The sequence below is a fragment of the Isoptericola sp. NPDC019693 genome (assembly GCF_044389085.1).
Taxonomy (GTDB): domain Bacteria; phylum Actinomycetota; class Actinomycetes; order Actinomycetales; family Cellulomonadaceae; genus Isoptericola.
Window position 1 is genome coordinate 168,736 of the sequence record NZ_JBIRXP010000003.1, and the last position, 25,604, is coordinate 194,339.

The window sequence follows — 25,604 nt, forward strand, 5'->3', positions numbered from 1 at the left end:
ACGATGCGATTCGCAGCAAGTTCTCAGGTTGAGCCAAGCAGCGGACCAGGATCAGGTGGTCTGCTGGAGGCACACATCGAGGAGGGCACCATGAGCACCGACACACCGGGCGCACCGCAGCCGTCGGGCGCCGACGAGCCGAACCGGAGCGAGAGCGCCGCAGAGCAGCAGGACGCGCAGCAGTCCCCGCAGCCCAGCCCCGCGGACCGCACCGCGCCGGAGCCGGCCACGCAGGACACCCAGCACCTCACCGTGCAGCCGACCCAGCAGCTCCCCACGCAGGGGAGCGGGCAGCCGCAGGCCCCGCAGGCATCGCAGCAGACGCCGCAGCACCAGTACGGTGCGCAGCAGCCGCGCTACGGGCAGATGGCGCCGGGGTCGCCGTACTCCGCGTCGCAGCACCCGCAGCAGCAGGCGCAGCAGCACCCGTACCCGCAGGCCCAGCACCCGCAGGCCCAGCACCCGCAGCAGGGTCAGCCGTACGGGCAGGGCCCGGGCAACCCCTACGCGCTGGGGCAGACGTCCCAGCAGCCCGGCCCTGGCGCCGGGCCCGCCACGAAGCGCGAGCGTTCCGTGTGGGTCCCGGTGGCCAGCGCGGCGGTCATCGCGGCCGTCCTCGCGAGCCTGGGCACGGCGGCGGCGACCGGCGCGTTCGACGCGGGCGACCCCTCGTCGCTCGCGAGCGTCGGCTCGGCCCCGCAGTCCACCGACGAGGCGCCGGTGAAGAACTCGACCTCGAGCAACCCGAACTGGGAGGCCGTCACGACGGCCGTCGCCCCGTCCGTCGTCGCCATCCAGGTGCAGAGCCAGTCCGGCGGCGCCGAGGGCTCCGGCGTGATCTACGACGACCAGGGGCACGTCCTCACCAACAACCACGTCGTGGCGGGCGCGCAGAACGACACCGTCCAGGTGACGCTGTCCGACGGCCGCCTGTACGAGGCCACCATCGTGGGCACCGACCCGACCACCGACCTGGCGGTCGTCAAGCTGAAGAACCCGCCGGAGGACCTCAAGCCCGCGTCGTTCGGCGCGTCCGACGACGTCACGGTGGGCGACGCCGTCCTGGCGGTCGGCAACCCGCTCGGCCTGGCGAACACCGCCACCACGGGCATCGTCTCGGCCGTGGACCGCCCGGTCTCGGCGTCGGGCGAGGACGGCAGCACGCAGGTCGTCACCAACGCGATCCAGATCGACGCCGCGATCAACCCGGGCAACTCCGGCGGCCCCCTGTTCAACGCGCAGGGCCAGGTCATCGGCATCACGTCGTCGATCGCCACGATGTCGGACGGCATGTCCGGCGGGCAGTCCGGCTCGATCGGCCTCGGGTTCGCCATCCCGGTGAACCTCGCGACGAACATCGCCGACCAGCTGATCAAGGACGGCACGGCGGAGCACGCCTTCCTCGGCGTGACCATGCAGGACACCACGGCCACGTCCGACGGCGTCACCCGCCGCGGCGCCCAGGTGGTCGACGTGTCCTCCGGTTCGCCGGCGGCCGACGCCGGGATCCAGGCCGGCGACGTGATCGTCGCGATCGACAAGGACGCCGTGAACGGCGCCGAGTCCCTCACGGCGTACGTCCGGGAGAAGGCGGCGGACCAGAAGGTCACGCTCACCTACGTCCGCGACGGCAAGACGCAGACCGTCGACGTGACCCTCGCGGTGCGCGACGAGTCGGCGACGACGGGCCAGGGCGGCAACCAGGGCGACCAGAACGGCCAGGGTGACCAGAACCAGGGTGACCAGAACGGCCAGGGGCAGGACGGTCAGGACGGGTCCGGCCAGGACGGCCAGGGCGGCTCCGACCAGTCCGACCCGGGCAACCTGCCCAGCTGGCTCGAGGACCTGCTGCAGGGCGGCAACTGACCGCACCTGCACAGCACCGAGCAGCCCCGCGGGCTCGCGACGACTCCCCTCCCCGTCGTGGCCCGCGGGGCTCTGGCGTGCCCGGCGGGCGGATGACGGACGCCCGCGCGCGGGGTCCGGCCGGTCAGCCGGAGGTGGGGTGCAGGGCCGCGAGGACGCCGAGCGCGCTGCGCTCGAGGAAGTCGGCGAGCTCGGACGGGGCGATGTCCGGGTCGGTCGCGGCCTCGACGAGCGCCTGCTCGGCGAACGAGATCCAGGAGTGCAGCGCGACCTCGAGCAGGGGGGTGGGGGCGACGCCGATCTGCTGGAAGGCGTCGCGCAGGTGCCCCGCGAGCACGTCGCGCGCGTGCTGGATGGTGGCGCGCACGTGCTCGTCCCCGGACGCCGCGCCGCGCACCAGCGAGTAGAACGTGGCGTCGTGGTCGTGCACGAACTCCACGAACCGGTCGAGGGTGTCGCGCAGGCGCTCGCGCGGGGGCAGCTCGGGGCGGGGCTGGGTGGCGTGCAGCATCGCGTCACGGGCCGTGCGGACGATGGCGGAGTGCAGGCCCTGCCGGTTGCCGAAGTAGTAGTGCACGAGGCCGGGGGAGACGCCGGCCTGCGCGGCCAGGTCCTCGACAGTGACGGCCTCCAGGGGGCGGTCGGCCAGCGCCGCCACCCCGAGCGCGACGAGCTGCTGACGGCGTTCGTCGGGGCTCATCCGGGTGCGTCGCGCGGCTGCCATGCACCGAGCATATGGCCGTCGTGCGAGGTGACGGGGTTGCGGACCGGGTGAGAGCGCCGCGGGCAACCAGTCCTATTGACGTCGCCTCAGTAACGGGCGTACCGTCGCGACTCGTCGGCGACACAGGGGTCGCCACGTCGTCTGTTGGAGGGGAAATGAAGCTCAGCGCACTGACGCGCACGCGTCGAGGCCGTGCCGTGCTCGCGGCGGTCCCGACGGTGGCGGTGATCGGTGTCCTCATGGGCGGCGTCGCCCAGGGCGCCGTGCCGGTGTCGATGGCGATCTCGGGCCAGCAGTTCAAGATCTCGGCGGACAAGCTCGACGGGACCGGCTTCTCGCAGTACGCCGGCGAGGCCAAGGACGCGGACGGCAAGTCGAGCCCCGTGGCGATCGCCAACATCAAGGACGCCACGCTGCACAACCTGTGCCAGTCGGTGAAGGTCCCCGGCATGCCGCTGGGCCTGCTCATCTCCGCGGGCACCGACCCGAAGAACCCGGTCAAGGCGACCGACCTGCAGATCGGCATGAGCGACCTGCGCGGCACCGCGCAGTTCAACCAGATCCGGATCGGCGTCGACGCGTCCACCGTGAACACCAAGGCGCACGGGAGCAAGGGCGACTTCGCCATGGACTCCGACGCCATCACCATCGACGACCTCAAGCAGGTCTCGTCGAGCACGTCGGCCGCCGTCTTCACGCTGACCGACCTGCACCTGAAGATCTCCGACGGCACCGAGTGCTTCTGAGCGGCTCCGGCGACCAGGGAGACCAGGCGTGAGCGACGAGAACACCTCGATCCCCGAGGCGTCCCCCGAGCCCTCCGCGGGGTCCACCGGGGCGCCGACCGCGGAACGGGCCACGGCCGCGTCCCCGGAGAGGTCGGCCACCCGCCGCCAGCGGTTCGCCGCCTGGCGGAGGGGCCGGCCCTTCTGGGGCGGCACGCTGGCGATCCTGTCCGGCCTGGTGCTGTGGTTCTCGGGCCGGCTGCAGATCGACAACTTCGAGATCCAGCTCGGCATCGAGGGCATGCAGTCGACGCTGCTCCCCGTGGCACTCGTCCTCGTGGGCGCCCTGGTGATGGCGCAGGCGCAGCACCGGGTGTTCTACGGCGTCATCATGCTGGCCGTCTCGGTCTACTCGCTGCTCGGGGTCAACCTGGGCGGCTTCGGCGTCGGCATGGTCCTCGGCGTGGTCGGCGGCATCCTCACGGTGTCCTGGATGCCGCGGCAGGCCGCCGAGGAAGCCGAGAACGCCGAAGACACCGAGGAAGCCGAGGCGGCGCCGTCGACGGACGAGGCGCCGGGCGTCGCCGCGGTGCCGGCGGACCCGCGCGCCGAGCCGCAGGAGGTCGGCCTCGCCGAGCTCCTGCCGTTCGACGAGCAGCCGGCTCGCGGTGGGCGGCACGTGGCCGTCATCGCCGCGGTCGCCGTGCTCGCCCTCGGGGGACCGGGCACGACGGCGGTCGGGGCCGTGGCTGCGCCGGCGTCGCAGGTGAGCGCGGCGTCGGACTGCTGGGACCCGCTGGGCTGGCTCGAGTGGGCCTGCGGCGGCGACGACGAGGCCGAGCCGACGCCCAGCCCCACGCCGTCCGCCTCGGAGGGTGCGAGCGACGGCACCGACGGTGCGACGGGAGGCGCGGCCGACGACGGTGGCGCCGACGGTGGTGCTGAGGGTGGCGCCGACGACGGTGCGGAGACCGCCGCGCCGAGCGGCACGGAGGGCGAGGCCGCCGCGGGTGGCGGCGCAGCGCAGGACGAGGGCGACGGCCAGGACGCGGGCAAGGACGGCGAGGGCGGCGAGGGCGGCGAGGACGCCGCGGCGGACGACGACACCCCGGCCGACGAGCAGGCCCAGGAGGACGTCGAGGAGGAGTTCAGGCTTGAGCTCGGGCCCTGCGCGCGGATCACGTTCGGCGGCGAGTACGACATCAACGTCGCGCTGCCGGGCGACTGCGGCACGCGCGTGGACGCGAACGTCTTCTCCCAGGACGGCGAGCTCGAGACGCGGGACCTGCAGCTGCCGCTCACCGGCATCAACGGGATCGACGTGGTCAACGTGCCGGTGACGAACGACGGGCCCCGTCGTGACGCGCTGCGGATCAGCGTCGACTCCGTCAAGGTCCCCGGCTTCTGGCTCAAGACCTACGCCGAGAACGACGGCACCGTCGGCGGCACGGTCACCGACGCGGACTACGTGTCCATGGAGGGCGACGCCCAGATGTACATCTCCTCCATTCACGCGGACCTGCCCGACGGCGACGACTGGGCCGAGCTGGGCGAGAAGATCGCGGCGGGTGCGTCGCCGGTCGAGCTGCTGCTCGGCCTCACCGACGCGCGGATCGGCCTCATGGGCGCGACGTCGGACAAGCAGGTCTGGTCGCAGTTCCGCGAGCAGGTCTGGGAGGAATGACCACGAGGTAGTTCCAGACCCGCCGAGGTAGTTCCAGACCCGCCGAGGTAGTTCCAGACCCGCCGAGGTAGTTCGAAGAACGACGAGGTAGTTCGCAACGGGGCGCGACCGGTCCGCCGCCCGTCGACACGCGAACTACCTCGTCGTTTCTCGGACTACCTCGGCGTTTTTCGAACTACCTCGGCAGCTCTCGGACTACCTCGGCATCGGGGTCAGTCGGCGCCGAGCGCCCACCGCATGGGCACGAGCTTCGCCTCGGACTCGGCGAGCTCGGCCTCCGGGTCGGAGGCGGCGACGATGCCGCAGCCGGCGAAGAGGCGCACGTGCCGCGGGTCGGCCGCCGAGAGCTCGGCGGACCGCAGCGCGATGCCCCACTCGCCGTCGCCGTCGGCGCCGACCCACCCCACGGGACCGGCATAGCGGGACCTGTCCATCCCCTCGATCTCGCGGATGAGGTCGCGGGCCACGTTCGTGGGCGTGCCGCAGACGGCGGCCGACGGGTGCAGCGCTGCGGCCAGCGTGAGCGACGACGGCGCGCGCCCGGCGGCGTCGCGCCCCCGGTCGAGGACGCCCGTCACGTCGGACGCCAGGTGCATGACGTTCGGCAGGTGCAGCACGAACGGGGCGTCCGGCACGTTCATCGACGAGCAGAACGGCTCGAGCGCGGCCGCCACGGAACGCACGGCGTACTCGTGCTCCTCGAGGTCCTTGGAGGACCGGGCGAGCTGGGCCGCGTGCAGCAGGGCGTCGTCGTCGGACATCCCGGCCTCGCGGCGGATGGTGCCGGCCAGCACGCGGGACGTGACGAGCCCCTTCTCACTGCGCACCAGCAGCTCGGGGGTGGCGCCGACCATGCCGGAGACGGAGAACGTCCAGCAGGCGGCGTAGCGGTCGGCGAGCCGGCGCAGCAGCCAGCGCGGGTCCAGGGGGTGCTCGGTGGTGGCGAGCACGTCGCGCGCCAGCACCACCTTCTCGAGCGCGCCCGACTGGATGCGGGCGACGCCCTCGCGCACGACGGCGGGCCAGTCGGCGGCGGCGACCGCGCCGTCGGCGAAGCGGACCCGGCCGGGCGCGGTGACGTCCGCGCGCGGCTCGCGGTGCAGCGCGGCGGTGCCGGGGGCGGCGTCGAGGCTCGCGCCGGGGGTGATGGTGGTCATCCAGGTGACGCCCGCACGCCGCCCGACGACGACGCGCGGCACGACGAGCGACCCGTCGGGCCGGGGATGGCCGGCGTCGTCGCCGTCCTGGTCGTCGAGCTGGCCGGCGTCGTCGAACGCGAACGTGCCGAACGCGACGGGGCCGGTGCCGGGCAGGCGCACGTCGTCGCGTACGACCGCCCGCTGGAGGGTGGCCTGCCAGGCGGCCTCGGCGTCGGCGAACCGGCCCGGGCCGAAGGTGTCGAAGCGGAGCGCCTCGCCCCAGCCGACGATGCCGTCCCCTCGGCGCACCCAGCTCAGCGGGCGGGTGTCCGGCAGGAGGTCGACGAGGGCGGTGAGGCCGCCCGGCAGGTCGTCGATCCGGGTGGTGCGGACCAGGAGCGCGAGGGGCTCCGTGGCCGGCGCTGTCGCGGGATCGGGGCTGGTGCCTGTGGTCGTGCCCGGACGGGGGCGCGGCGCCGGCAGGGGCGTGGCGGACATCGGCTCCAGAGTACGCCCGACGACCCGCCACGCCCCGCTCACGGTGCGCTTCTCACCGATGCCTCACGCGTGGGGCGAGGTCACGTGGTCGCCGCACCGTCGTGGCGCTCGTCCGCCGCGGTCCGGGGCCGGGTCGAGCGGTTGAGCACGCCGTCGTCCGCGAGGTCGTCGAGCTGGTCGTCGTCGACGGCCTTGCTCGCGGTCCCCTTGACGAAGACCGACGGGTTCTCGGGCGTGCCGGCCTTGATGTGGTTGAACAGGATGTTCAGCAGGATCGCCATGAGCGCGGCCGAGCTGATCCCCGAGTGGAAGATGGTGCCGAACCACGTGGGGAACTGGTCGTAGAAGTCGGGCTTGGCGATCGGGACCATGCCGAACGAGATCGACGCCGCCACGATGATGAGGTTCATCGAGTTCTTGTAGTCGACCTTGGCCAGGGTGCGGATGCCCGACGCCGCCACCGAGCCGAACAGCACCACGCCGGCGCCGCCGAGCACGGGGGTCGGGACGGCGGCCACGACGCGGCCCAGCACGGGCAGCAGGCCGAGAACCACGAGGATCACGCCGCCGGCCGAGACGACGAAGCGCGACTTCACCCCGGTGATCGCGACCAGGCCCACGTTCTGGGCGAACGCGGACTGCGTGAAGGAGCCGAGGACGGGGGAGACGACGGACGACGCCATGTCGGCGCGCAGCCCGTCGGCGATCCGCTTGCGGTCCACCTTGGTGCCGACGATCTCGCCGACGGCGATGATGTCCGCCGTCGTCTCCGTGAGCGTCACGAGGATGACGATGAGCATCGACACGATGGCGGCGATCTCGAACGTCGGGGCGCCGAAGCTGAACGGCGTCGGGAACGCGAAGACCGGCCCCTCGCCGACCCCGGAGAAGTCCGCCATCCCGAGCGCGAGCGCGATGAGCGTGCCCGCCACGATCGCGATGAGGATCGACAGCCGCGAGACGACGCCGGAGCCCACCTTGGACAGCAGGATGACGATCGCGAAGGTGCCGAAGGCGAGCCCGATGTTGCTCACCGAGCCGTAGTCGGGCGCCTCCGCGTCCCCGCCCATCGCCCAGTTCGCCGCCACCGGCATGAGGGTCAGGCCGATCGTCGTGATGACGACGCCGGTGACCACGGGCGGGAAGAACCTGATGATCTGGGCGAAGAACGGCGCGATGAGGAACCCGATCGCCGACGCGACGAGCACCGCCCCGAGGACCGCGGGGATGCCGCCCCCGCCGCCGACGATCGCGACCATGGTGGAGACGCCCGCGAACGACACCCCCTGCACGAGCGGGAGCCGGGAGCCGAAGAACGGGATCCCGACCGTCTGCAGGATCGTCGCGAGCCCGCCCATGAAGAGCGAGGCGGCGATGAGCGTGCCGATCTCCGCCGAGGTGAGGCCTGCGGCACCGCCCACGATGAGCGGTGGCGCGATGATGCCGCCGTACATCGTCAGGACGTGCTGGAAGCCGTACCCGAACGTGGCGCCGATCGGCAGGCGCTCGTCCTCGGGACGTGCGGGACCGGTCGCCGGGCGGGTGGGTGCGGACCGTGACATAGCGGACCTCCTCGTGCGCTATCAAGGGCCTATCTTCCGATGTACGGAAGAAGCATTCCACTATTCGACCGGCGCGGGTCGGCGATGTCAACCCTTCTAGGGGACGGAACTGCTCGGTGCCGGGCGGTGCAGGGCCGGTGCAGGTCGGTGCTCGCCGGGTGCGGGGTCAGCCCGCCACGAGCCGGCGCGCCGCCTCGCGGTGCTCGGCCAGCAGCGCGGGCAGGTCGAGGCCGACCACGGCGCCGTCCGTGACGCGCCACTCGCCGCCGACCATCACCCGGTCGGCGCGGTCGGCGCCGCACAGCAGCAGCGCCGCCACCGGGTCGTGCGATCCGGAGAAGCGCGGCTCGTCCATGCGCCACAGCGCGAGGTCGGCCTGCTTGCCGACGCCGAGCACGCCGAGGTCGTCGCGGCCCAGCACGCGGGCCGAGCCGCGCGTGGCCCAGCCGAGGGCGCGGGCCACGGGAACCGAGGCACCGTACCTGAGCCGCTGCAGGTACAGCGCCTGGCGGGCCTCGGGCATCATCGTCGACGCGTCGTTCGACGCCGAGCCGTCGACGCCCAGGCCGACCGGGGCGCCGGCGTCCTCCAGCTCCAGGACGCGGGCCGTGCCGGACGCGAGCCGCATGTTCGACGTCGGGCAGTGCGCCACACCCGTGCCCGCCGCCCCGAGCCGGGCGATCTCCGCGTCGTCGAAATGGATGCCGTGACCCAGCCAGGTCCGGTCGGTGAGCCAGCCGACCGACTCGAGGTAGTCCACGGTGCGCATGCCGAACCGCTCGCGCAGGAATTCCTCCTCGTCGATCGTCTCGGCCAGGTGCGTGTGCAGGCGCACGTCGTGGCGCTCGGCCAGGTCCGCCGTGTCGCGCATGGTCTCCGGCGTCACCGAGAACGGCGAGCAGGGCGCGAGCGCGATCTGGACCCGCGCCCCGGCGCCCCGCTCGTGGTAGGCGGAGATCAGCCGCTCGGAGTCGGCGAGGATGGTGTCCGGGTCCTGCACCACCGACTGGGGCGGCAGGCCGCCGTCGTCCACGCCGAGCGTCATCGAGCCGCGGGTGAGCGTGGCGCGCATCCCCAGCTCGCGGACCGCCGTCACCTGGAGGTCGATGGCGTCGTCCAGGCCCGCCGGGAACACGTAGTGGTGGTCCGCCGCGGTCGTGCAGCCCGACAGCAGGAGCTCGGTGAGCGCCACCCTGGTCGCGAGCTCGTGGGCCCGCGGCGTCAGCCGTGCCCAGACCGGGTAGAGCGTGGTGAGCCAGGGGAACAGCTCGGCGTCGGCGACCGGACCCCAGGCGCGCGTGAGGGTCTGGTAGAAGTGATGGTGGGTGTTGATCAGGCCGGGCGTGACGACGTGCTCGGACGCGTCGAACGTCTCCCCGACCGGGGTCGACGGGCTCGCCCCCGCCGCGACCAGCTCGGTGATCACGCCGTCGGTGACGACGACGCCGCCCCGCGCGTCAGGAGCGTCGGGCGCGTCGTCGGCGGTGAAGACGGCCAGCGGGTTCTTGATCCAGGTGCTCATCGGTGCCTCCTCGGCGGCGGCGTCCCGGAGAGCGGCGCCGCGTCGCGCCGGCTCAGTGGTCCTGTCTGCCGATCCAGGGAGCGACGGCACCGCGCCGTCCTCGCCCTGGACGCTAGGTCACCGCGGCCGCGCCGGCAACGGGCGCGCGGAGACGGTCGTCGGACGCCCGTCCGCGGAGCGGTGCGGCGGCGCCCCCCTGCGGCCGGGGAGGCGGGCCCGCGTGCGACGATGACGTCCATGTCCCGAGCCAGCCTGGAGAAGAAGCCCGCCGAGGTCGCGTCGATGTTCGACGGGATCGCGAAGCGCTACGACCTCGTCAACGACCTCGTCTCGCTGGGCCAGGACCGGCGCTGGCGGCGCGCGGTGGTCGACGCCGTGGCCGCCGTGCCGGGCGAGCGGGTGCTCGACCTCGCGGCCGGCACGGGGACGTCGAGCGAGCCGTTCGCCGCCGACGGCGCGCTGGTGGTGCCGTCCGACTTCAGCCTCGGCATGCTGGCCGTGGGCAAGGAGCGCCGCCCGGACCTGCCGTTCGTCGCGGGCGACGCGACCCGGCTGCCGTTCGCGGACGGCGCGTTCGACGCGGTGACGATCAGCTTCGGGCTGCGCAACGTCGTCGACACCGACGCGGCGCTGCGCGAGATGCTGCGCGTGGTGCGGCCCGGCGGGCGCGTGGTGATCTGCGAGTTCTCCACGCCGACGTGGGCCCCGTTCCGCACGGTGTACATGGAGTACCTCATGCGTGCCCTGCCCGTGGTGGCGGGCGCGGTGACGCGCGACCGCGGGTCGTACGACTACCTCGCCGAGTCCATCCGCAGCTGGCCCGACCAGGCCGCCCTCGGCCGTCGGCTCCTCGACGCCGGCTGGGACCGCGTGTCCTACCGCAACCTCACCGGCGGCATCGTGGCGCTGCACCGGGCCGTCCGCCCGGCCTGACCTTCCCCATCGCTCGGCGCGGCAGTTCGTGCCGAGGGCGGCAGTTCGAGCTGCCGCCGCGAACGCGAAGTGCCGCGCCGAGCGGTCGGGACCTGGCTCTTTGACGCCCGCGCGGGCCCCGGCGTATCGTCGCTGCGATCCTGAAACGATTCAAAGACGACGTTCAGCACGACGGCGTACGCAGGGAAGGCACGGTCGATGACGACACCACACAGCGCGACGGCGGGCGGAGGCTCCCGACTGCACGGCTACCGGGCGACGGTCGCGGTCGCGATGTCCAACTACATCGAGGCGGGCTCGATCATCGCGCTCGCCACCAGCCTCACGCTCTGGCAGGAGCACTTCGGGCTGAGCAACCTGGCCATCGGGCTCGCCGCGGCCCTCAGCGCCAACGCGTTCGGCGCCGCCGTGGGCGCGATGATCGGCGGGCCGCTCGGCGACCGGTACGGGCGCAAGTTCATCTACACCTACGACCTGCTGCTGTACATGCTCGGTACGGCGTTCATCATCTTCGCGGGCGCTCCGTGGATGCTGTTCACCGGCATCGTGCTCACGGGCATCGCGGTCGGCGCCGGCGTGCCGGTGGCGTGGACGTACATCGCGGAGGAGGCCCCCGACGACCAGCGGGCCAAGCACGTCGGCACGGCCCAGCTCGCGTGGTCGCTCGGGCCGTTCGTGGGCTTCGTGCTCGCGACCGCGCTGGTCCCGCTCGGCCTGCTGGGCAGCCGCATCATCTTCGCGCACCTGTTCGTCATCGCGTTCGTCACCTGGTGGGTGCGGCGCGGGCTGGCGGAGTCGGACGTCTGGAAGGAGTCGAACGCCAAGCAGGTGGCCCTCGGCCGCAGGCGCCGCGGCTTCCGCGAGCTGATCTCGCACCCGCAGAACGTCAAGGCCCTGCTGTTCCTCGTCGGCGTCTACGCCCTGTGGAACACGGTGGCCGGGCAGGCCGGCATCTTCATGCCGCGCGTGTACCAGACGGCCGGCGTCGAGAGCGCCGTGGCGCAGAACCTGCTGCAGGTGCTCGTCTGGGGCCTGACGTCGGCGGCCACCTTCTGGGGCTTCATGAGGTACGGCGACCGGGTGAGCCGCCGGCTGCTGTACGGCGTCGGCGCGGCGATGGCCGTCGCGGCGTGGATGATCCTCGCGTTCGTCCCGCACGTCTCGATGCCCCTGCTCATCGCGTACGCGGTCCTGTGGGGCGTGTCCGCCGGCATCGGTGCCCAGGCGTTCTACGCGCTGTGGACCGCGGAGCTCTTCGCCACGGCGTACCGCGCGTCGGCCCAGGGCGTGCTCTTCTTCGTCGCGCGCATCGCGGTCGGCCTGCTGAGCTACCTGTTCCCGACCATGCTCGCCGAGCAGGGCGTGCCGTTCGTCGGCGGGATCATGGTGGCGCTCCTCGTCGCCTCGCTGGTGATCGGCGTCGTCTGGACGCCCGACACCGCGGGCAAGAGCCTCGAGGAGATCGAGAAGGAGCGCTACGGCGCCGACCTCGACGACGCGGAGGCCGTGCCCACGCGCTGATCTCGCTCACGACGGCAGTTCGGGTTCGTGGCGGCAGTTCGAACTGCCGCCACGAACCCGAACTGCGGCCTCGACGGGAGCTCAGGGCCCGGTCGTGCGGTCCTTGAGGGCGGCGCCCTGCTCCTTGGCGAACTCGGTCACGCTGCTCGTGACGTCGGAGACCTTGGCCTGCACGCGCGGGTCGTTCCAGGTCTCCGTGGCCCAGTCCTTGGCCTTGTCGAGCTGCTGCCGGCCCTTCTCGGTGCCGAACAGGTAGCCGAGCGCCGCGCCGACGACGAATGCCGGTCCTGCCTTCATGTGTCGCGCCTCCTCGTGGGTCGTGCCGTTGGGTCGTGCCGTTGGGTCGTGCCGGTGGGTCGTGCGAGGGTCGTTGCCGGCGGTCGTCCCGCCGGTCCGGTCGTGGGTCGTGCGCACGACCGTAGGCACGACCGCCGTCGTACGCACCCCGCGACATGCCGACGGCGGGACCCTCCCGGACCTGCGGGGACGCGTCGTCCCGCGGCTCGGCGGGCCGCCACCTGGCGAAGGAAGGGTTACCTTCCTACACAGCGCCGCCAGAACGTGACTAGAGTGCTCGCAAGAGTTGTGATGGGGTTCACAAATCGACTCCGGCACCGTCGCCGGGGCGCTCGAGGGAGCGAGGTGAGCACGTGCGGTCAGGTCGCGTCGACGACGCCGACGTCATCGTCGTGGGCGCCGGCCCGGCCGGTTCGTCCACGGCCCACTGGTGCGCCGCCGCAGGCCTCGACGTGCTCCTGCTCGACAAGGCCTCGTTCCCCCGCGACAAGGTGTGCGGCGACGGCCTGACGCCCCGTGCCGTCGGCGAGCTGGCCCGCATGGGGCTCGGCACCCGCGCGGAGGACGGCTGGATCCGCAACGAGGGGCTGCGCGTGGTCGCCGGCGCCCGGTCGTGGGAGCTGCCCTGGCCCGACCTCGACTCGTACCCCGGCTACGGCATGGCGCGCTCGCGCATGTCGCTCGACCACCGCCTGGCGCAGCACGCGCAGGCGAGCGGGGCCAAGCTCCTCGAGCGCACCAAGGTGACCGGCCCGCTCCTCGACGAGCGCGACGGCCGGGTGGTCGGCGTGCGGGCGCAGTCGCTCGACGGCCGCGGCCGTGCCGACGGTGCCGGGACGACGTACCGGGCGCCCGTCGTCGTCGCGGCCGACGGCGTGTCCTCCCGGTTCGCCACGGGACTCGGCATCACGCGCCGCGACGACCGCCCGCTCGGCACGGCGGTGCGCACCTACTTCCGCACCGAGGGCACCTCCCGGCACGAGGACGCGTGGATGGAGTCGCACCTCGAGCTGTGGGACGGCGCGCCCGGGGCGTCGAACCTCCTGCCCGGGTACGGCTGGATCTTCGCGCTCGGGGACGGCACGGCCAACGTCGGCCTCGGCTCCGTGAGCTCCACGCCCGCCCGCCAGTCCGCGAACGGACATGACTACAAGGGCATGATGCAGGCCTGGATGCGCCACACCCCCGCCGAGTGGGGGTTCACCCCCGAGAACCAGGTGGGGCCGGTCCGTGGCGCGGCCCTGCCGATGGGCTTCAACCGCAGCCCGCTCTACCGCGACGGCGCGGTGCTGGTGGGCGACGCGGCCGGCATGGTCAGCCCGTTCAACGGCGAGGGCATCGCCTACGCCCTCCAGGCGGGCCGGGTCGCGGCCGACGCGATCGCCCAGGCGCGCACCCGCGCCACGGACGACGCGCGCGAGCGGACCCTCGCCTCCTACGCGGACCGGATGCGGGCCGACCTGGGCGGCTACTACACGCTGGGCCGCTGGTTCGTGCGGCTCATCGAGCACCCGCAGATCATGCGGATCTGCGTGCGGTACGGGCTGCCGCGGCCGGTGGTCATGCGGTTCGTGCTCAAGCTGCTGTCCGACTGCTACGAGCCGCGCGGCGGTGACTGGGTGGACCGGGTCATCGCGGGGCTCACCAGGGTGGTCCCGGCGGCATGAGCGCACACGAGCACAAGGGAGTGGTCGAGATGCACGAGGTCGAACGCGCGGACGGACGCGGCGCCCCCGCGCGGACGGGAGGGACGCGATGACGAACCCGTACGTGCCGGTCCTCATGCTGATGGGCGTGGCGCTCGTGCTCGCCATCGGCGGCGTGGCGGCGAGCGCCGTCATCGGGCCCAAGCGCTACAACCGGGCCAAGCTCGACGCCTACGAGTGCGGCATCGAGCCGACGCCGCACGCCGTCGGCGGCGGGCGGCTGCCGGTCAAGTACTACCTGGTGGCGATGACGTTCATCGTCTTCGACATCGAGGTGGTCTTCCTCTACCCGTGGGCGGTGGACTTCGCCGTGCTGGCCGGCTTCGGCCTGGTCGCGATGCTCACGTTCCTCGCACTCATCACCGTGCCGTTCGTCTACGAGTGGCGGCGCGGCGGCCTCACCTGGGTCTAGTCCCGGGCGCACGACCAGCACCACCGCACGACAGCACGACCTGCACCACCCAGCACGACACGGCACTACGGACGGCATCGGCGCCGAGCATCCGGCACCGATGTTCACGAAGGGGAGGGGTCATGGGCCTGGAAGAGGCTCCGTCGGGCTTTCTGCTGACGACGATCGAGGACCTGGCGGGGTACCTGCGCAAGGCGTCCGTATGGCCGGTGACGTTCGGGCTGGCGTGCTGCGCCATCGAGATGATGGCGGCGGGTGCGTCGCGGTTCGACCTGTCGCGGTTCGGCATGGAGGTCTTCCGGGCGTCGCCGCGGCAGGCCGACCTCATGATCGTCGCGGGCCGGGTGAGCCAGAAGATGGCCCCCGTCGTGCGGCAGGTCTACGACCAGATGAGCGAGCCCAAGTGGGTGCTGTCCATGGGCGTCTGCGCGTCCAGCGGCGGCATGTTCAACAACTACGCGATCGTCCAGGGCGTCGACCACGTCGTGCCGGTCGACGTGTACCTGCCCGGGTGCCCGCCGCGCCCGGAGATGCTCATCAACGCGATCCTCGCGCTGCACCAGCACATCCAGGACTCGCCGCTGGGCGTGAACCGCCGGGAGGCGGCCGCGGCCGCCGAGGCGGCGGCGCTCGAGGCCACGCCGACCTTCGAGCTCAAGGGGCTGCTGCGATGAGCGACGGCACGACGGCGGGCGGCGCGGCGGACAAGCCGGTGCCGCAGCCCGAGGAGGTCCTCGGGCCGCGTTCCGGGGAGCTGGTGCCGGGCAGCGCACAGGCGGGGCGCGGCGGGCGCGGGCCCGAGGTCGTCGAGGTGCGCCACGGCATGTTCGGCGTCCGCGGCTCCGGCGACACGTCCGGGTACGGCGGCCTCGTCCAGCCGGTCGCGATGCCCGGGGACGCCACGCGGCCGTACGGGGGCTGGTTCGACGAGGCGGTCGACGTGCTCGCCGAGGTGCTCGCCGAGCAGGGGGTCGCGTTCGACGACGCGGTGGAGCGCGTCGCCGTCGACCCGCACACCGACCCGCCGAGCCCGCACGCGGAGCTCACGCTGCACGTGGCGCGCGAGCACCTGCTCGCCGTGTGCCGGGCGCTGCGCGACGACCAGGACCTGCGGTTCGAGCTCAGCCTCGGCGTCTCGGGCGTGCACTACCCGGAGGACACGGGCCGGGAGCTGCACGCCGTCTACCACCTCACCTCCGTGACGCACGGACGTCGTGTGCGGCTGGAGGTGTCGGTGCCGGACGCCGACCCGCACGTCCCCTCCACCACGTCGGTGTACCCGACCAACGACTGGCACGAGCGCGAGACCTGGGACTTCTTCGGGATCGTCTTCGACGACCACCCCGGCCTGGCGCGCATCGAGATGCCGGACGACTGGCCGGGCCACCCGCAGCGCAAGGACTACCCGCTCGGCGGCATCCCCGTGGAGTACAAGGGCGCCACGGTGCCGCCGCCGGACACGAGGAGGCAGTACTCGTGACTACCACTGGGGCACCGCGCGCCACGCGCCCGCCCACCGACGACTTCGACCCCGGCATCCCCGGCTTCGAGGCGTCCGGCGGCGACTGGGACGAGATCGCCCGGGAGGCCGTGGGCGAGGAGCGGATCGTCGTCAACATGGGCCCCCAGCACCCGTCCACGCACGGGGTGCTGCGGCTCATGCTGGAGATCGACGGCGAGACGGTCACCGAGGCCCGGTGCGGCATCGGCTACCTGCACACCGGCATCGAGAAGAACATGGAGTTCCGCACCTGGACGCAGGGCACCACGTTCTGCACCCGCATGGACTACCTGGCGCCGCTCTTCCAGGAGACGGCGTACTGCCTGGCCACGGAGAAGCTGCTCGGCATCACGGAAGACGTGCCGGAGCGGGCGTCGATCATCCGGGTGCTGATGATGGAGCTCAACCGGGTGGCGTCCCACCTCGTGTGCCTCGGCACGGGCGGCAACGAGATGGGCGCGACGACGGTGATGACGATCGGCTTCACCGCCCGCGAGGAGATCCTCCGGCTGTTCGAGGCCGTGACCGGGCTGCGCATGAACCACGCGTACGTGCGACCGGGCGGGGTCGCGCAGGACGTGCCCGAGGGCTTCGAGGACCAGGTGCGGGCGGCGCTGCCCAAGGTGCGCATGTATCTCGGCCAGCTCGGCGACCTCATGCTCGCCAACCCGATCTTCAAGGCGCGCCTCACCGACGTGGGCGTCCTCAACCTCGCCGGCTGCATGGCGCTGGGCGTCACGGGTCCGGTGCTCCGCTCGACGGGGCTGCCCTACGACGTGCGCAAGGCGTTCCCGTACTCCGGGTACGAGACGTACGACTTCGACGTCCCGACGGCGACCGACGCGGACTGCTACTCCCGCGTGGTGCTGCGGATCGAGGAGTGCTACCAGTCCCTGCGGATCGTGGAGCAGTGCCTGACCCGGCTCGAGGGGACCGCCGGCGCACCGGTGATGGTGGCCGACAAGAAGATCGCGTGGCCGGCGCAGCTCGCGGTCGGCGCCGACGGGCAGGGCAACTCGCTCGACCACATCCGCCAGATCATGGGCACCTCGATGGAGGCCCTGATCCACCACTTCAAGCTCGTCACGGAGGGCTTCCGGGTGCCGGCCGGGCAGGCGTGGCAGACGGTGGAGCACCCGCGCGGCGAGCTGGGCGTGCACGCCGTGTCCGACGGCGGCACCAAGCCGTACCGGGCGCACTTCCGCGACCCGTCGTTCAACAACCTCCAGGCCGTGTCGGTGATGTGCGAGGGCGGCCAGGTGGCCGACGTCGTCGTCGCCGTCGCGTCCCTGGACCCCGTGCTGGGAGGGGTCGACCGATGACGGCAGAACCCACGAGCGCCCGCTCGGCCACGCGGTACGACGCCGACACGCTCGCGTCGCTGGCCGCGGACGCCGCGGCCATCAAGGCGCGCTACCCGGACCCGCGCTCCGGCCTGCTGCCGATGCTGCACCTGGTGCAGTCGGTGGACGGCTACGTGAGCCGCGACGGCATCATGTTCTGCGCCGAGCAGCTCGGGATGACGCCCGCCGAGGTGAGCGCCGTCGCCACCTTCTACACCCAGTACAAGCGGCACCCCAACGGCACCTACACCGTGGGCGTGTGCACCAACACGCTGTGCGCCGTCATGGGCGGGGACGCGATCTTCGACGAGCTGAGCGAGCACCTCGGCGTCGGGCACGACGAGACCACCGAGGACGGCGCGATCACGCTCGAGCGCGTCGAGTGCAACGCGGCCTGCGACTACGCGCCGGTCGTGATGGTCAACTGGGAGTTCTTCGACAACCAGACGCCGGAGTCGGCCACCGACCTCGCGGACCGCCTGCGGGCGGGCGAGCAGGTGGCCCCCACGCGCGGCGCGTCGTCGGTGTGCGGCTTCAAGCAGATGAGCCGCGTGCTCGCAGGGTTCACCGACGGGCGCGCCGACGAGGGCGTGGGCGCGGGGGAGCCGACGCTCGCGGGCCTGCGGCTGGCGCGCGCCGCGGCCGCCGTCGACGGCGGGTCGGCCGGCGGCGACGGGTCGGCCGGCGACGCCCGGGAGACGGAGCAGGCCACCCCGAGGGGCGGGACGACGGGCGACGTGCCGCCCGAGACCGGGACGGCGCAGTCCAGCGCCGAGCGCCCGCCCGCCGCACCGGGGGACACCAACCCCGGACGCTCGCCGTCGGGCGGCGACGCGAACCCCGAGCCGGAGAAGGGCGGCAGCGATGACTGACCTCATGCCGGTGCTCACGGACACGTGGGACGCCGACCGGTCGTGGAAGCTTGCGGCGTACGAGGCGGCCGGCGGGTACGCCGGGCTGCGCAAGGCCCTGACCATGGAGCCTGCCGACCTCGTGCAGGCGGTCAAGGACTCCGGGCTGCGCGGCCGCGGCGGCGCGGGCTTCCCGACGGGCATGAAGTGGGGCTTCCTGCCCCCGCCCGACGGCGGCCCGCGCTACCTCGTCGTCAACGCCGACGAGTCCGAGCCGGGGACCTGCAAGGACATCCCGCTGATGCTGGCCAGCCCGCAGCACCTGGTGGAGGGCATCGCGATCACCAGCTACGCGATCGGCTGCCACCACGCCTTCGTGTACGTGCGCGGCGAGGTGCTGCACGTCTACCGCCGGCTCATGGCCGCGGTGCAGGAGGCCTACGACGCCGGGTTCCTCGGCAAGGACGTGCTCGGCTCCGGCTTCGACCTGGACGTCACGGTGCACGCCGGGGCGGGCGCCTACATCTGCGGCGAGGAGACGGCTCTGCTCGACTCCCTGGAGGGCAAGCGCGGCCAGCCGCGGCTCAAGCCGCCGTTCCCCGCGGTCGCCGGCCTGTACGCGCGGCCCACCGTCGTGAACAACGTGGAGTCCATCGCGTCCGTGCCGGGCATCGTCGCCCGCGGCGCCGACTGGTTCGCGGGCATGGGCACCGAGAAGTCGCAGGGGCACGGCCTGTTCTCCCTGTCCGGGCACGTGACCCGGCCGGGGCAGTACGAGGCCCCGCTGGGCATCACGCTGCGCGAGCTGCTCGACCTCGCCGGGGGGATGCGCGCCGGGCACGAGCTGAAGTTCTGGACCCCGGGCGGGTCGTCGACGCCGCTGTTCACGGCCGACCACCTCGACACCCCGCTCGACTACGAGTCGGTCGGGGCGGCCGGGTCGATGCTCGGCACCCGCGCCCTGCAGCTCTTCGACGAGACGACGTGCGTCGTGCGGGCAGTGAGCCGGTGGACCGACTTCTACGCGCACGAGTCCTGCGGCAAGTGCACGCCGTGCCGCGAGGGCACCTACTGGCTCAAGCAGGTGCTGCACCGCATCGAGTCGGGCCAGGGCCAGGAGCGCGACGTCGACCTGCTGCTCGACCTGTGCGACAACATCCTCGGCCGCGCGTTCTGCGCCCTCGGCGACGGCGCGACGTCGCCCGTCACGTCGAGCATCCAGCTCTTCCGCGACGAGTACCAGGCGCACATCGACGGCCACGGGTGCCCGTTCGACCCGAGGGCCAGCGCCCTGTTCCCGTACACCCCCAAGCAGGCACCGGCGCTCGCCGGGGCGGGAGGTCACTGATGACGGCGACCACGGACAAGTCCACCGCGGCCGCGCCCCCGGTGGAGACGGTGACGCTCACCATCGACGAGGTCGAGGTGACCGTGCCGAAGGGCACGCTGATCATCCGCGCGGCGGAGCAGGTGGGCATCCAGATCCCGCGGTTCTGCGACCACCCGCTGCTCGAGCCCGCGGGCGCGTGCCGCCAGTGCCTGGTCGAGGTCGCGATGCCCGACCGCGAGGGCAACGTGCGGCCCATGCCGAAGCCGCAGGCCTCGTGCACCATGACGGTCACTCCCGGCATGGTCGTCAAGACGCAGCGCACCTCGCCGGTCGCGGACAAGGCACAGCACGGGGTCATGGAGCTGCTGCTCATGAACCACCCGCTGGACTGCCCGGTGTGCGACAAGGGCGGCGAGTGCCCCCTGCAGAACCAGGCGATGTCCAACGGGCGCGCCGAGACCCGGTTCGAGGACGTCAAGCGCACCTTCCCCAAGCCGATCGCCGTGTCCACCGAGATCCTGCTGGACCGCGAGCGCTGCGTGCTGTGCCAGCGCTGCACCCGGTTCAGCGACGAGATCGCGGGCGACGCGTTCATCGCGCTGCAGGAGCGCGGCGCGCACCAGCAGATCGGCCGGTTCGACGAGACGGTGCTGGACTTCACGCCCCCGCCCGGCGAGCCCGCCGAGGAGACGTTCGGGTCGGCCGCCGCCACGGCGGGCGGGCAGCCGTTCGCGTCGTACTTCTCCGGCAACACCGTGCAGATCTGCCCGGTGGGCGCGCTCACCGGCGCGGCGTACCGGTTCCGGTCCCGGCCCTTCGACCTCGTGTCGACCCCGGGGATCTCCGAGCACGACTCGTGCGGCTCCGCGATCCGCGTCGACCACCGGCGCGGCGTGGTGCTGCGCCGGCTGTCGGGGGAGGACCCGGCGGTCAACGAGGAGTGGATCACCGACAAGGACCGCTTCGCGTTCACGTGGCAGGCGACTCCCGACCGGCTCACGACCCCGCTGGTGCGGGACCGGGTGGTCGACTCCCGCGGCGTCGTGGTGTCCCGCGGCGAGCTGCGGTCCGCGTCGTGGGTGGAGGCGTTCGAGCTCGCGGCCGAGGGCCTGGCCGCCGCCCGCGCGGCGGGCGGCGTCGGGGTGCTCCCCGGCGGACGGCTGACCGTCGAGGACGCCTTCGCCTGGTCGCGCTTCGCGCGCACGGTGCTCGGCACGGACGACGTCGACCAGCGGGCCCGCGTGGGCTCGGCGGAGGAGACGGCGTTCCTGGGCCACGCGGTGGCGGGCACCGGCGTCGGCGTGACGTTCGGCGACATCGAGGCGGCCCCGGCCGTGCTGCTGGCGGGTCTCGAGGCCGAGGAGGAGGCCGGGGTCACCTTCCTGCGGCTGCGCAAGGGGGTGCGCAAGCACGGCACCAAGGTCTGGTCCGTCGCCCCCTTCGCGAGCCGCGGACTGGCCCGGCTCGACGGCGAGCTGCTGCCCGCTGCCCCCGGTACCGAGGCCGAGTGGCTGGGCATCCTCGCCACCCGGGCGGCCGGTGGCCTCGTGCCCGCCGACGCCGACGGTGCCACCCTCGGCGCGGTGGCGGAGGGCCTCGCGGCCCCGGGCGCGCTCGTCCTCGTGGGCGAGCGGCTCGCGTCCGCGCCCGGCGCCTACGGCGCGGTCCTGCGGCTCGCGGAGGCCACGGGCGCGCGCGTCGCGTGGATCCCGCGCCGCGCGGGGGAGCGCGGCGGCGTCGAGGCGGGCCTGCTGCCCGGGCTGCTGCCGGGCGGGCGCCCGCTGACCGACCCGACGGCCCGCGCCGAGGTCGCGGCCGCGTGGGGTGTCGACGCGGACGCGCTGCCGGCCGCCCCGGGGCGTGACGTCGCCGAGATCCTTGACGCGCTCTCCGTCGGCCAGCTCGCGGGGGCGCTCGTCGGCGGCGTCGAGCTCGCCGACCTGCCCGACCCGGCGCACGCCCGGCGGGCGCTCGGTGCCGCGGGCTTCGTGGTCTCGCTCGAGGTCCGGCGCTCGGAGGTCACCGACCTGGCCGACGTCGTGCTGCCGGTCGCCCCGCCCGTGGAGCGGGCCGGGTCGTACTGGAACTGGGAGGGTCGCGTCCGCGCGTTCGGCCAGGCGCTGGAGTCGTCGGCGCTGCCCGACCACCGCGTGCTCGACGCGCTGGCCGCCCAGGCGGGCGTCGCGCTCGGCGCGGCCACCCCGCTCGACGCGCACCGCGCGATCGCGGCGCTGCCCGCGTGGGGCGGCGACCGCGTGCCGGCCCCGCAGGCCGAGCCCGTCGAGCCGCCCGAGGTGCCGGCCGGCTCCGCCGTCCTGGCGAGCTGGCACCTGCTCCTCGACGACGGGGCCCTGCAGGACGGCGAGCAGTTCCTCGCCGGCACGGCCAAGCGACCCGTCGCGCGGATGTCCGCGGCCACGGCGGCCGCGGTCGACGTCTACGACGGCGACCGGGTGACCGTGTCCACCGACCGAGGGTCGGTGACGGTGCCCGTCGCCATCACGGAGATGGTCGACCACGTGGTGTGGCTGCCGCTCGCGTCGCGCGGCTGCCGCGTGCACGACTCGCTCGGCGCCGCGCCGGGCGACCTGGTCCGCGTCGGTCCGCCCGAGGCGGTCTCCGCGGGCGGGGTCCCGGGCTCGACCGACCAGAAGGCACAGGGAGGGGCCGCATGATCTCCGGCGTCGCGTCCGACTTCAGCAACGACTGGCTGTGGGTGTCGCTGATCAAGGCGGTGCTCATCGTCGTCTTCCTGCTGACCAGCGTGCTCTTCGCGATCTGGTTCGAGCGCAAGGTCGTGGCGCGCATGCAGGTGCGCCCCGGCCCCAACTGGCACGGCCCGTTCGGCCTGCTGCAGTCGCTCGCGGACGCGATGAAGCTGCTGCTCAAGGAGGACGTGAACGTCACCCGGGCGGACCGGGTCGTGTACCTGCTGGCGCCGATGATCTCCGTGTTCTGCGCGCTGCTGGTGTTCGCGGTCATCCCGTTCGGCCCCGAGGTGACGATCCCGTTCACCGACTACACGACGCCCGCGCAGCTCACCGACTTCCCGGTGGCCGTCCTGTACGTGCTGGCCTGCGCGTCGATGGGCGTCTACGGCATCGTGCTGGGCGGCTGGTCGTCGGGGTCCACCTACCCGTTGCTCGGGTCGGTGCGGTCCACGGCCCAGGTGATCTCGTACGAGCTCGCCATGGGGCTGTCCCTGGTCAGCGTGTTCATCATGGCCGGGTCGATGTCGACGTCGCAGATCGTGGCCTCGCAGACCAGCATCTGGTGGTTCCTGCCGCTGCTGCCCGCGTTCGTCGTCTACGTCATCTCGATGATCGGCGAGACCAACCGGCTCCCGTTCGACCTGCCGGAGGCCGAGGGCGAGCTCGTCTCCGGCTACATGACCGAGTACAGCTCGATGAAGTTCGCCTGGTTCTTCCTGGCGGAGTACATCAACATGCTCAACGTCTCCGCGGTCGCCACCACGCTGTTCCTCGGCGGGTGGCGGGCGCCGTGGCCGCTGTCGGCGATCAACGACGGGATGTTCAACACCGGCTGGTGGCCGGTGCTGTGGTTCCTCGCCAAGCTCTGGCTCGTCATGTTCGTGTTCGTCTGGGTGCGCGGCACGCTGCTACGGCTGCGCTACGACCAGTTCATGTCGTTCGGCTGGAAGGTGCTCATCCCGGTCGCGCTGGTCTGGGTCGTGGTGCTGAGCGTGTTCCAGTACCTCGGCCTGGCGGGCGTGACCCGCACCCAGCTCATCACCGGCGTCGTCGTCGCGGCCGTCGTGGTCGTCGCCGCCCTGTGGCTGTGGCCCGACCGGAAGGCGAGGGCCGACGACGGCGCCGCACCACCGGGTGCGCGGCGCCCGACAGATCCCTCAGGGGACTTCGACGCCTTCGCCGACGGGTTCCCCGTGCCGCCGCTGCCCGGGCAGGCCCTCCCGCCGTCACCCCGCGCGCGCCGGCACGTGATGCAGGCCGCCGACCCCGCCGTCGACCGATCCGAGGAGACGCGATGACCGACAAGCCGTACGAGCCCCTGCGCCCGTCCAAGGGGCCGCTCGGGGAGCTGTTCGCCCCGGTGGCCGGGTTCGGCGTGACGTTCTCGTCGATGTTCCGGCCCACGGTGACCGAGCAGTACCCGCGGAAGAAGACGGCGCCGCAGCGCCGCTACCACGGCCGCCACCAGCTCAACCGCTACGCGGACGGGCTGGAGAAGTGCATCGGCTGCGAGCTGTGCGCGTGGGCGTGCCCCGCGGACGCGATCTACGTGGAGGGCGCGGACAACGCGGAGCTGCCCGACGGCGGGCACATGTCACCCGGCGAGCGGTACGGCCGCGTGTACCAGATCAACTACCTGCGCTGCATCTTCTGCGGGCTGTGCATCGAGGCGTGCCCCACCCGGGCGCTCACGATGACGAACGACTACGAGCTCGCGGGACCCGACCGCGCGGGCATGATCTACGAGAAGCAGGACCTGCTCGCCCCGCTCGCGGAGGGGATGCTCGCCGCGCCGCACCCGATGGTCGAGGGCACCACGGACACCGAGTACTACCGCGGCGAGGTCACCGCGCCGACGGCGGAGCAGGCGGGCTGGGTGCGCGAGCACCGTCCGGACGACCCGACGCTGGACGCCGCGGAGCGCGTGGTGCACGGCGACGCGCCGCCCCCGACGCCGCGGCGGCACCGGCTGCGCGGCAGCGCCACCAAGGCCGCCGTCGCCACCCGGCAGGCGGCCGAGGGCGGCCACGTCGCCACGCTGCCGACCCCCGACCTCACGGAGGGCGGGCGGTGACCGCGTCCGGCGCGGAGGCCGCGCTGTTCTGGGTGCTCGCGCCGCTCATGGTGCTCGCCGCCCTCGGGCTGCTGTTCGCCCGCAAGGCGGTGCACGCCGCGGTGTGCGTGATGTTCGTGATGGTCGGGCTGGCCATCTTCTACGTCGCGCAGGAGGCGCCGTTCCTCGGCGTCGTCCAGGTGGTCGTCTACACGGGCGCCGTGATGATGCTCTTCCTGTTCGTGCTGATGCTGGTGGGCGTCGACTCCGCCGACTCGCTCACCGAGACCATCAAGGGCCAGCGCTGGCTCGGCGTGCTGCTCGGCCTGGGCCTGGTCGTGGTGCTGCTCGGCGTCATCGCACAGGCCACGTTCCCGCCCGCCGTCGGGCTGGCGGCGACCGAGGAGCTCACCAACCCCGTCGCGCTGGCCCGCGTGCTGCTGGGCGACTACGTCCTCGCGATGGAGGTGGTCGGCGTCCTGCTCGTCACCGCCGCGCTGGCCGGCCTGGTGCTCACCCACCGCCGCCGGCTCAGCGTGCGGCCCACGCAGCGGGTCCTCGCGGCGGCGCGCGTGGCCGCCCTGCCGCAGGGGCGCACGCTCACCCCGCTCCCCGCACCCGGCGTCTACGCGCAGAACAACGCGATGGACACGCCGGCGCTCGGCCCCGACGGCGAGCCGCTGCCGCACTCCGTGCCGCGCGTGCTGCGCATCCGCGGGCAGGAGCGGTCGGCCACGGCGGTCCTCGCCGAGGAGGAGACGCTCGTCCCGCGCGACGACCTGCGCCTCCTCGGGGTCGGCCCCGCGGCGGACACCACGGTCGAGCAGGCGGGCGACCCCGTCGCGACGGGCGCGTCAGCGGCGCGCGACGAGGTCCGCGACGAGGCTCGTGACGACGAGGACGGGGAGGTGCGCTGATGGAGATCACCAACTACCTGGGGCTGGCCGCGATCCTCTTCGCGATCGGGGCGGCCACGGTGCTGCTGCGGCGCAACGCGATCGTGGTGTTCATGGGCGTGGAGCTCATGCTCAACGCCACGAACCTCGCGTTCGTGACGTTCGCGCGCATCCACGGCGACGTGACGGGCCAGGTGCTCGCGTTCTTCGTCATGGTGGTCGCCGCGGCCGAGGTCGTGGTGGGGCTCGCGATCATCGTCACGATCTTCCGTTCCCGTAGGTCGGCCTCGGTCGACGACGTCAACCTGCTGCACAGCTGAGAGGCGACCT

General features: G+C 73.0%; 22 protein-coding genes. 17 read left to right on the plus strand and 5 right to left on the minus strand.

All coding sequences use genetic code 11. From position 1 onward, the window contains the following. Positions 1-90 precede the first annotated feature (90 nt). Complete coding sequence (locus tag ACH436_RS09885) at positions 91-1,866, plus strand: S1C family serine protease (protein WP_430560030.1); 1,776 nt, start codon at positions 91-93, stop codon at positions 1,864-1,866. Positions 1,867-1,990: 124 nt separating this feature from the next. Here ACH436_RS09885 and ACH436_RS09890 read toward each other — a convergent pair whose 3' ends face one another. After that, positions 1,991-2,590 carry a TetR/AcrR family transcriptional regulator gene (locus ACH436_RS09890; protein WP_430560031.1) on the minus strand — a complete coding sequence of 200 codons (600 nt, stop codon included), beginning with the start codon at positions 2,588-2,590 and terminating at the stop codon, positions 1,991-1,993. Between the two features lie 155 nt (positions 2,591-2,745). On the opposite strand from ACH436_RS09890, the gene ACH436_RS09895 reads away from it, so the two are divergent. Next, positions 2,746-3,336 (plus strand): DUF6230 family protein, encoded by a 591-nt coding sequence (locus ACH436_RS09895; RefSeq protein ID WP_430560032.1) that lies wholly within the window; start codon positions 2,746-2,748, stop codon positions 3,334-3,336. A 28-nt stretch (positions 3,337-3,364) separates the two neighbouring features. Beyond that, entirely contained in the window at positions 3,365-4,999 is a 1,635-nt protein-coding gene (locus ACH436_RS09900; protein ID WP_430560033.1) for a DUF6114 domain-containing protein, read from the plus strand. Between the two features lie 212 nt (positions 5,000-5,211). On the opposite strand, the gene ACH436_RS09905 is transcribed toward ACH436_RS09900, so the two are convergent. From ACH436_RS09905 to ACH436_RS09915, 3 genes are all read right to left on the minus strand, one after another. Further along, entirely contained in the window at positions 5,212-6,636 is a 1,425-nt protein-coding gene (locus ACH436_RS09905) for an isochorismate synthase MenF (protein ID WP_430560034.1), read from the minus strand. An 80-nt stretch (positions 6,637-6,716) separates the two neighbouring features. Next, a complete protein-coding gene (locus ACH436_RS09910; protein ID WP_430560035.1) occupies positions 6,717-8,198 on the minus strand; it encodes a nucleobase:cation symporter-2 family protein in 1,482 nt (493 codons plus the stop codon). 166 nt (positions 8,199-8,364) lie between these two features. Then, positions 8,365-9,720: an 8-oxoguanine deaminase gene (locus tag ACH436_RS09915; RefSeq protein ID WP_430560036.1), complete on the minus strand. Its 1,356-nt coding sequence runs from the start codon at positions 9,718-9,720 to the stop codon at positions 8,365-8,367. A 237-nt stretch (positions 9,721-9,957) separates the two neighbouring features. Between ACH436_RS09915 and ACH436_RS09920 the strand changes: the two genes are divergently transcribed. Both ACH436_RS09920 and ACH436_RS09925 read left to right on the plus strand, forming a co-directional pair. Further along, positions 9,958-10,653, plus strand: coding sequence for a demethylmenaquinone methyltransferase (locus ACH436_RS09920; protein ID WP_430560037.1), 696 nt, complete (start codon positions 9,958-9,960; stop codon positions 10,651-10,653). Between the two features lie 198 nt (positions 10,654-10,851). Beyond that, on the plus strand, positions 10,852-12,174 hold the full coding sequence (locus ACH436_RS09925; RefSeq protein ID WP_430560038.1) for an MFS transporter: 1,323 nt from the start codon (positions 10,852-10,854) through the stop codon (positions 12,172-12,174). Between the two features lie 81 nt (positions 12,175-12,255). On the opposite strand, the gene ACH436_RS09930 is transcribed toward ACH436_RS09925, so the two are convergent. Then, a complete protein-coding gene (locus ACH436_RS09930; RefSeq protein WP_430560039.1) occupies positions 12,256-12,471 on the minus strand; it encodes a YtxH domain-containing protein in 216 nt (71 codons plus the stop codon). A gap of 353 nt (positions 12,472-12,824) precedes the next feature. Between ACH436_RS09930 and ACH436_RS09935 the strand changes: the two genes are divergently transcribed. From ACH436_RS09935 to nuoK, 12 genes are all read left to right on the plus strand, one after another. Beyond that, positions 12,825-14,138 carry a geranylgeranyl reductase family protein gene (locus tag ACH436_RS09935; protein WP_430560040.1) on the plus strand — a complete coding sequence of 438 codons (1,314 nt, stop codon included), beginning with the start codon at positions 12,825-12,827 and terminating at the stop codon, positions 14,136-14,138. Positions 14,139-14,226: 88 nt separating this feature from the next. After that, positions 14,227-14,589, plus strand: a complete 363-nt coding sequence (locus ACH436_RS09940) for an NADH-quinone oxidoreductase subunit A (protein WP_430560041.1) — start codon at positions 14,227-14,229, stop codon at positions 14,587-14,589. Between the two features lie 122 nt (positions 14,590-14,711). Next, on the plus strand, positions 14,712-15,263 hold the full coding sequence (locus ACH436_RS09945; protein ID WP_430560042.1) for a NuoB/complex I 20 kDa subunit family protein: 552 nt from the start codon (positions 14,712-14,714) through the stop codon (positions 15,261-15,263). Then, complete coding sequence (locus tag ACH436_RS09950; protein ID WP_430560043.1) at positions 15,260-16,069, plus strand: NADH-quinone oxidoreductase subunit C; 810 nt, start codon at positions 15,260-15,262, stop codon at positions 16,067-16,069. The genes ACH436_RS09945 and ACH436_RS09950 overlap by 4 nt, the downstream gene beginning before the upstream one ends. Then, positions 16,066-17,412 carry an NADH-quinone oxidoreductase subunit D gene (locus ACH436_RS09955; RefSeq protein WP_430560044.1) on the plus strand — a complete coding sequence of 449 codons (1,347 nt, stop codon included), beginning with the start codon at positions 16,066-16,068 and terminating at the stop codon, positions 17,410-17,412. The genes ACH436_RS09950 and ACH436_RS09955 overlap by 4 nt, the downstream gene beginning before the upstream one ends. Further along, positions 17,409-18,305 carry an NADH-quinone oxidoreductase subunit NuoE gene (gene nuoE / locus ACH436_RS09960; protein ID WP_430560045.1) on the plus strand — a complete coding sequence of 299 codons (897 nt, stop codon included), beginning with the start codon at positions 17,409-17,411 and terminating at the stop codon, positions 18,303-18,305. The genes ACH436_RS09955 and nuoE overlap by 4 nt, the downstream gene beginning before the upstream one ends. Next, positions 18,298-19,632 carry an NADH-quinone oxidoreductase subunit NuoF gene (gene nuoF, locus ACH436_RS09965; protein WP_430560046.1) on the plus strand — a complete coding sequence of 445 codons (1,335 nt, stop codon included), beginning with the start codon at positions 18,298-18,300 and terminating at the stop codon, positions 19,630-19,632. The genes nuoE and nuoF overlap by 8 nt, the downstream gene beginning before the upstream one ends. Continuing rightward, positions 19,632-22,289: an NADH-quinone oxidoreductase subunit G gene (locus ACH436_RS09970; RefSeq protein WP_430560047.1), complete on the plus strand. Its 2,658-nt coding sequence runs from the start codon at positions 19,632-19,634 to the stop codon at positions 22,287-22,289. Before nuoF ends, ACH436_RS09970 begins: the two co-directional genes overlap by 1 nt. Next, a complete protein-coding gene (gene nuoH / locus ACH436_RS09975; protein WP_430560048.1) occupies positions 22,286-23,623 on the plus strand; it encodes an NADH-quinone oxidoreductase subunit NuoH in 1,338 nt (445 codons plus the stop codon). Before ACH436_RS09970 ends, nuoH begins: the two co-directional genes overlap by 4 nt. Then, positions 23,620-24,399 (plus strand): NADH-quinone oxidoreductase subunit NuoI, encoded by a 780-nt coding sequence (gene nuoI / locus ACH436_RS09980; protein WP_430560049.1) that lies wholly within the window; start codon positions 23,620-23,622, stop codon positions 24,397-24,399. Before nuoH ends, nuoI begins: the two co-directional genes overlap by 4 nt. Beyond that, a complete protein-coding gene (locus ACH436_RS09985; RefSeq protein ID WP_430560050.1) occupies positions 24,396-25,295 on the plus strand; it encodes an NADH-quinone oxidoreductase subunit J in 900 nt (299 codons plus the stop codon). Before nuoI ends, ACH436_RS09985 begins: the two co-directional genes overlap by 4 nt. Continuing rightward, positions 25,295-25,594 carry an NADH-quinone oxidoreductase subunit NuoK gene (gene nuoK, locus ACH436_RS09990; RefSeq protein WP_430560051.1) on the plus strand — a complete coding sequence of 100 codons (300 nt, stop codon included), beginning with the start codon at positions 25,295-25,297 and terminating at the stop codon, positions 25,592-25,594. Before ACH436_RS09985 ends, nuoK begins: the two co-directional genes overlap by 1 nt. Positions 25,595-25,604: the final 10 nt, after the last annotated feature.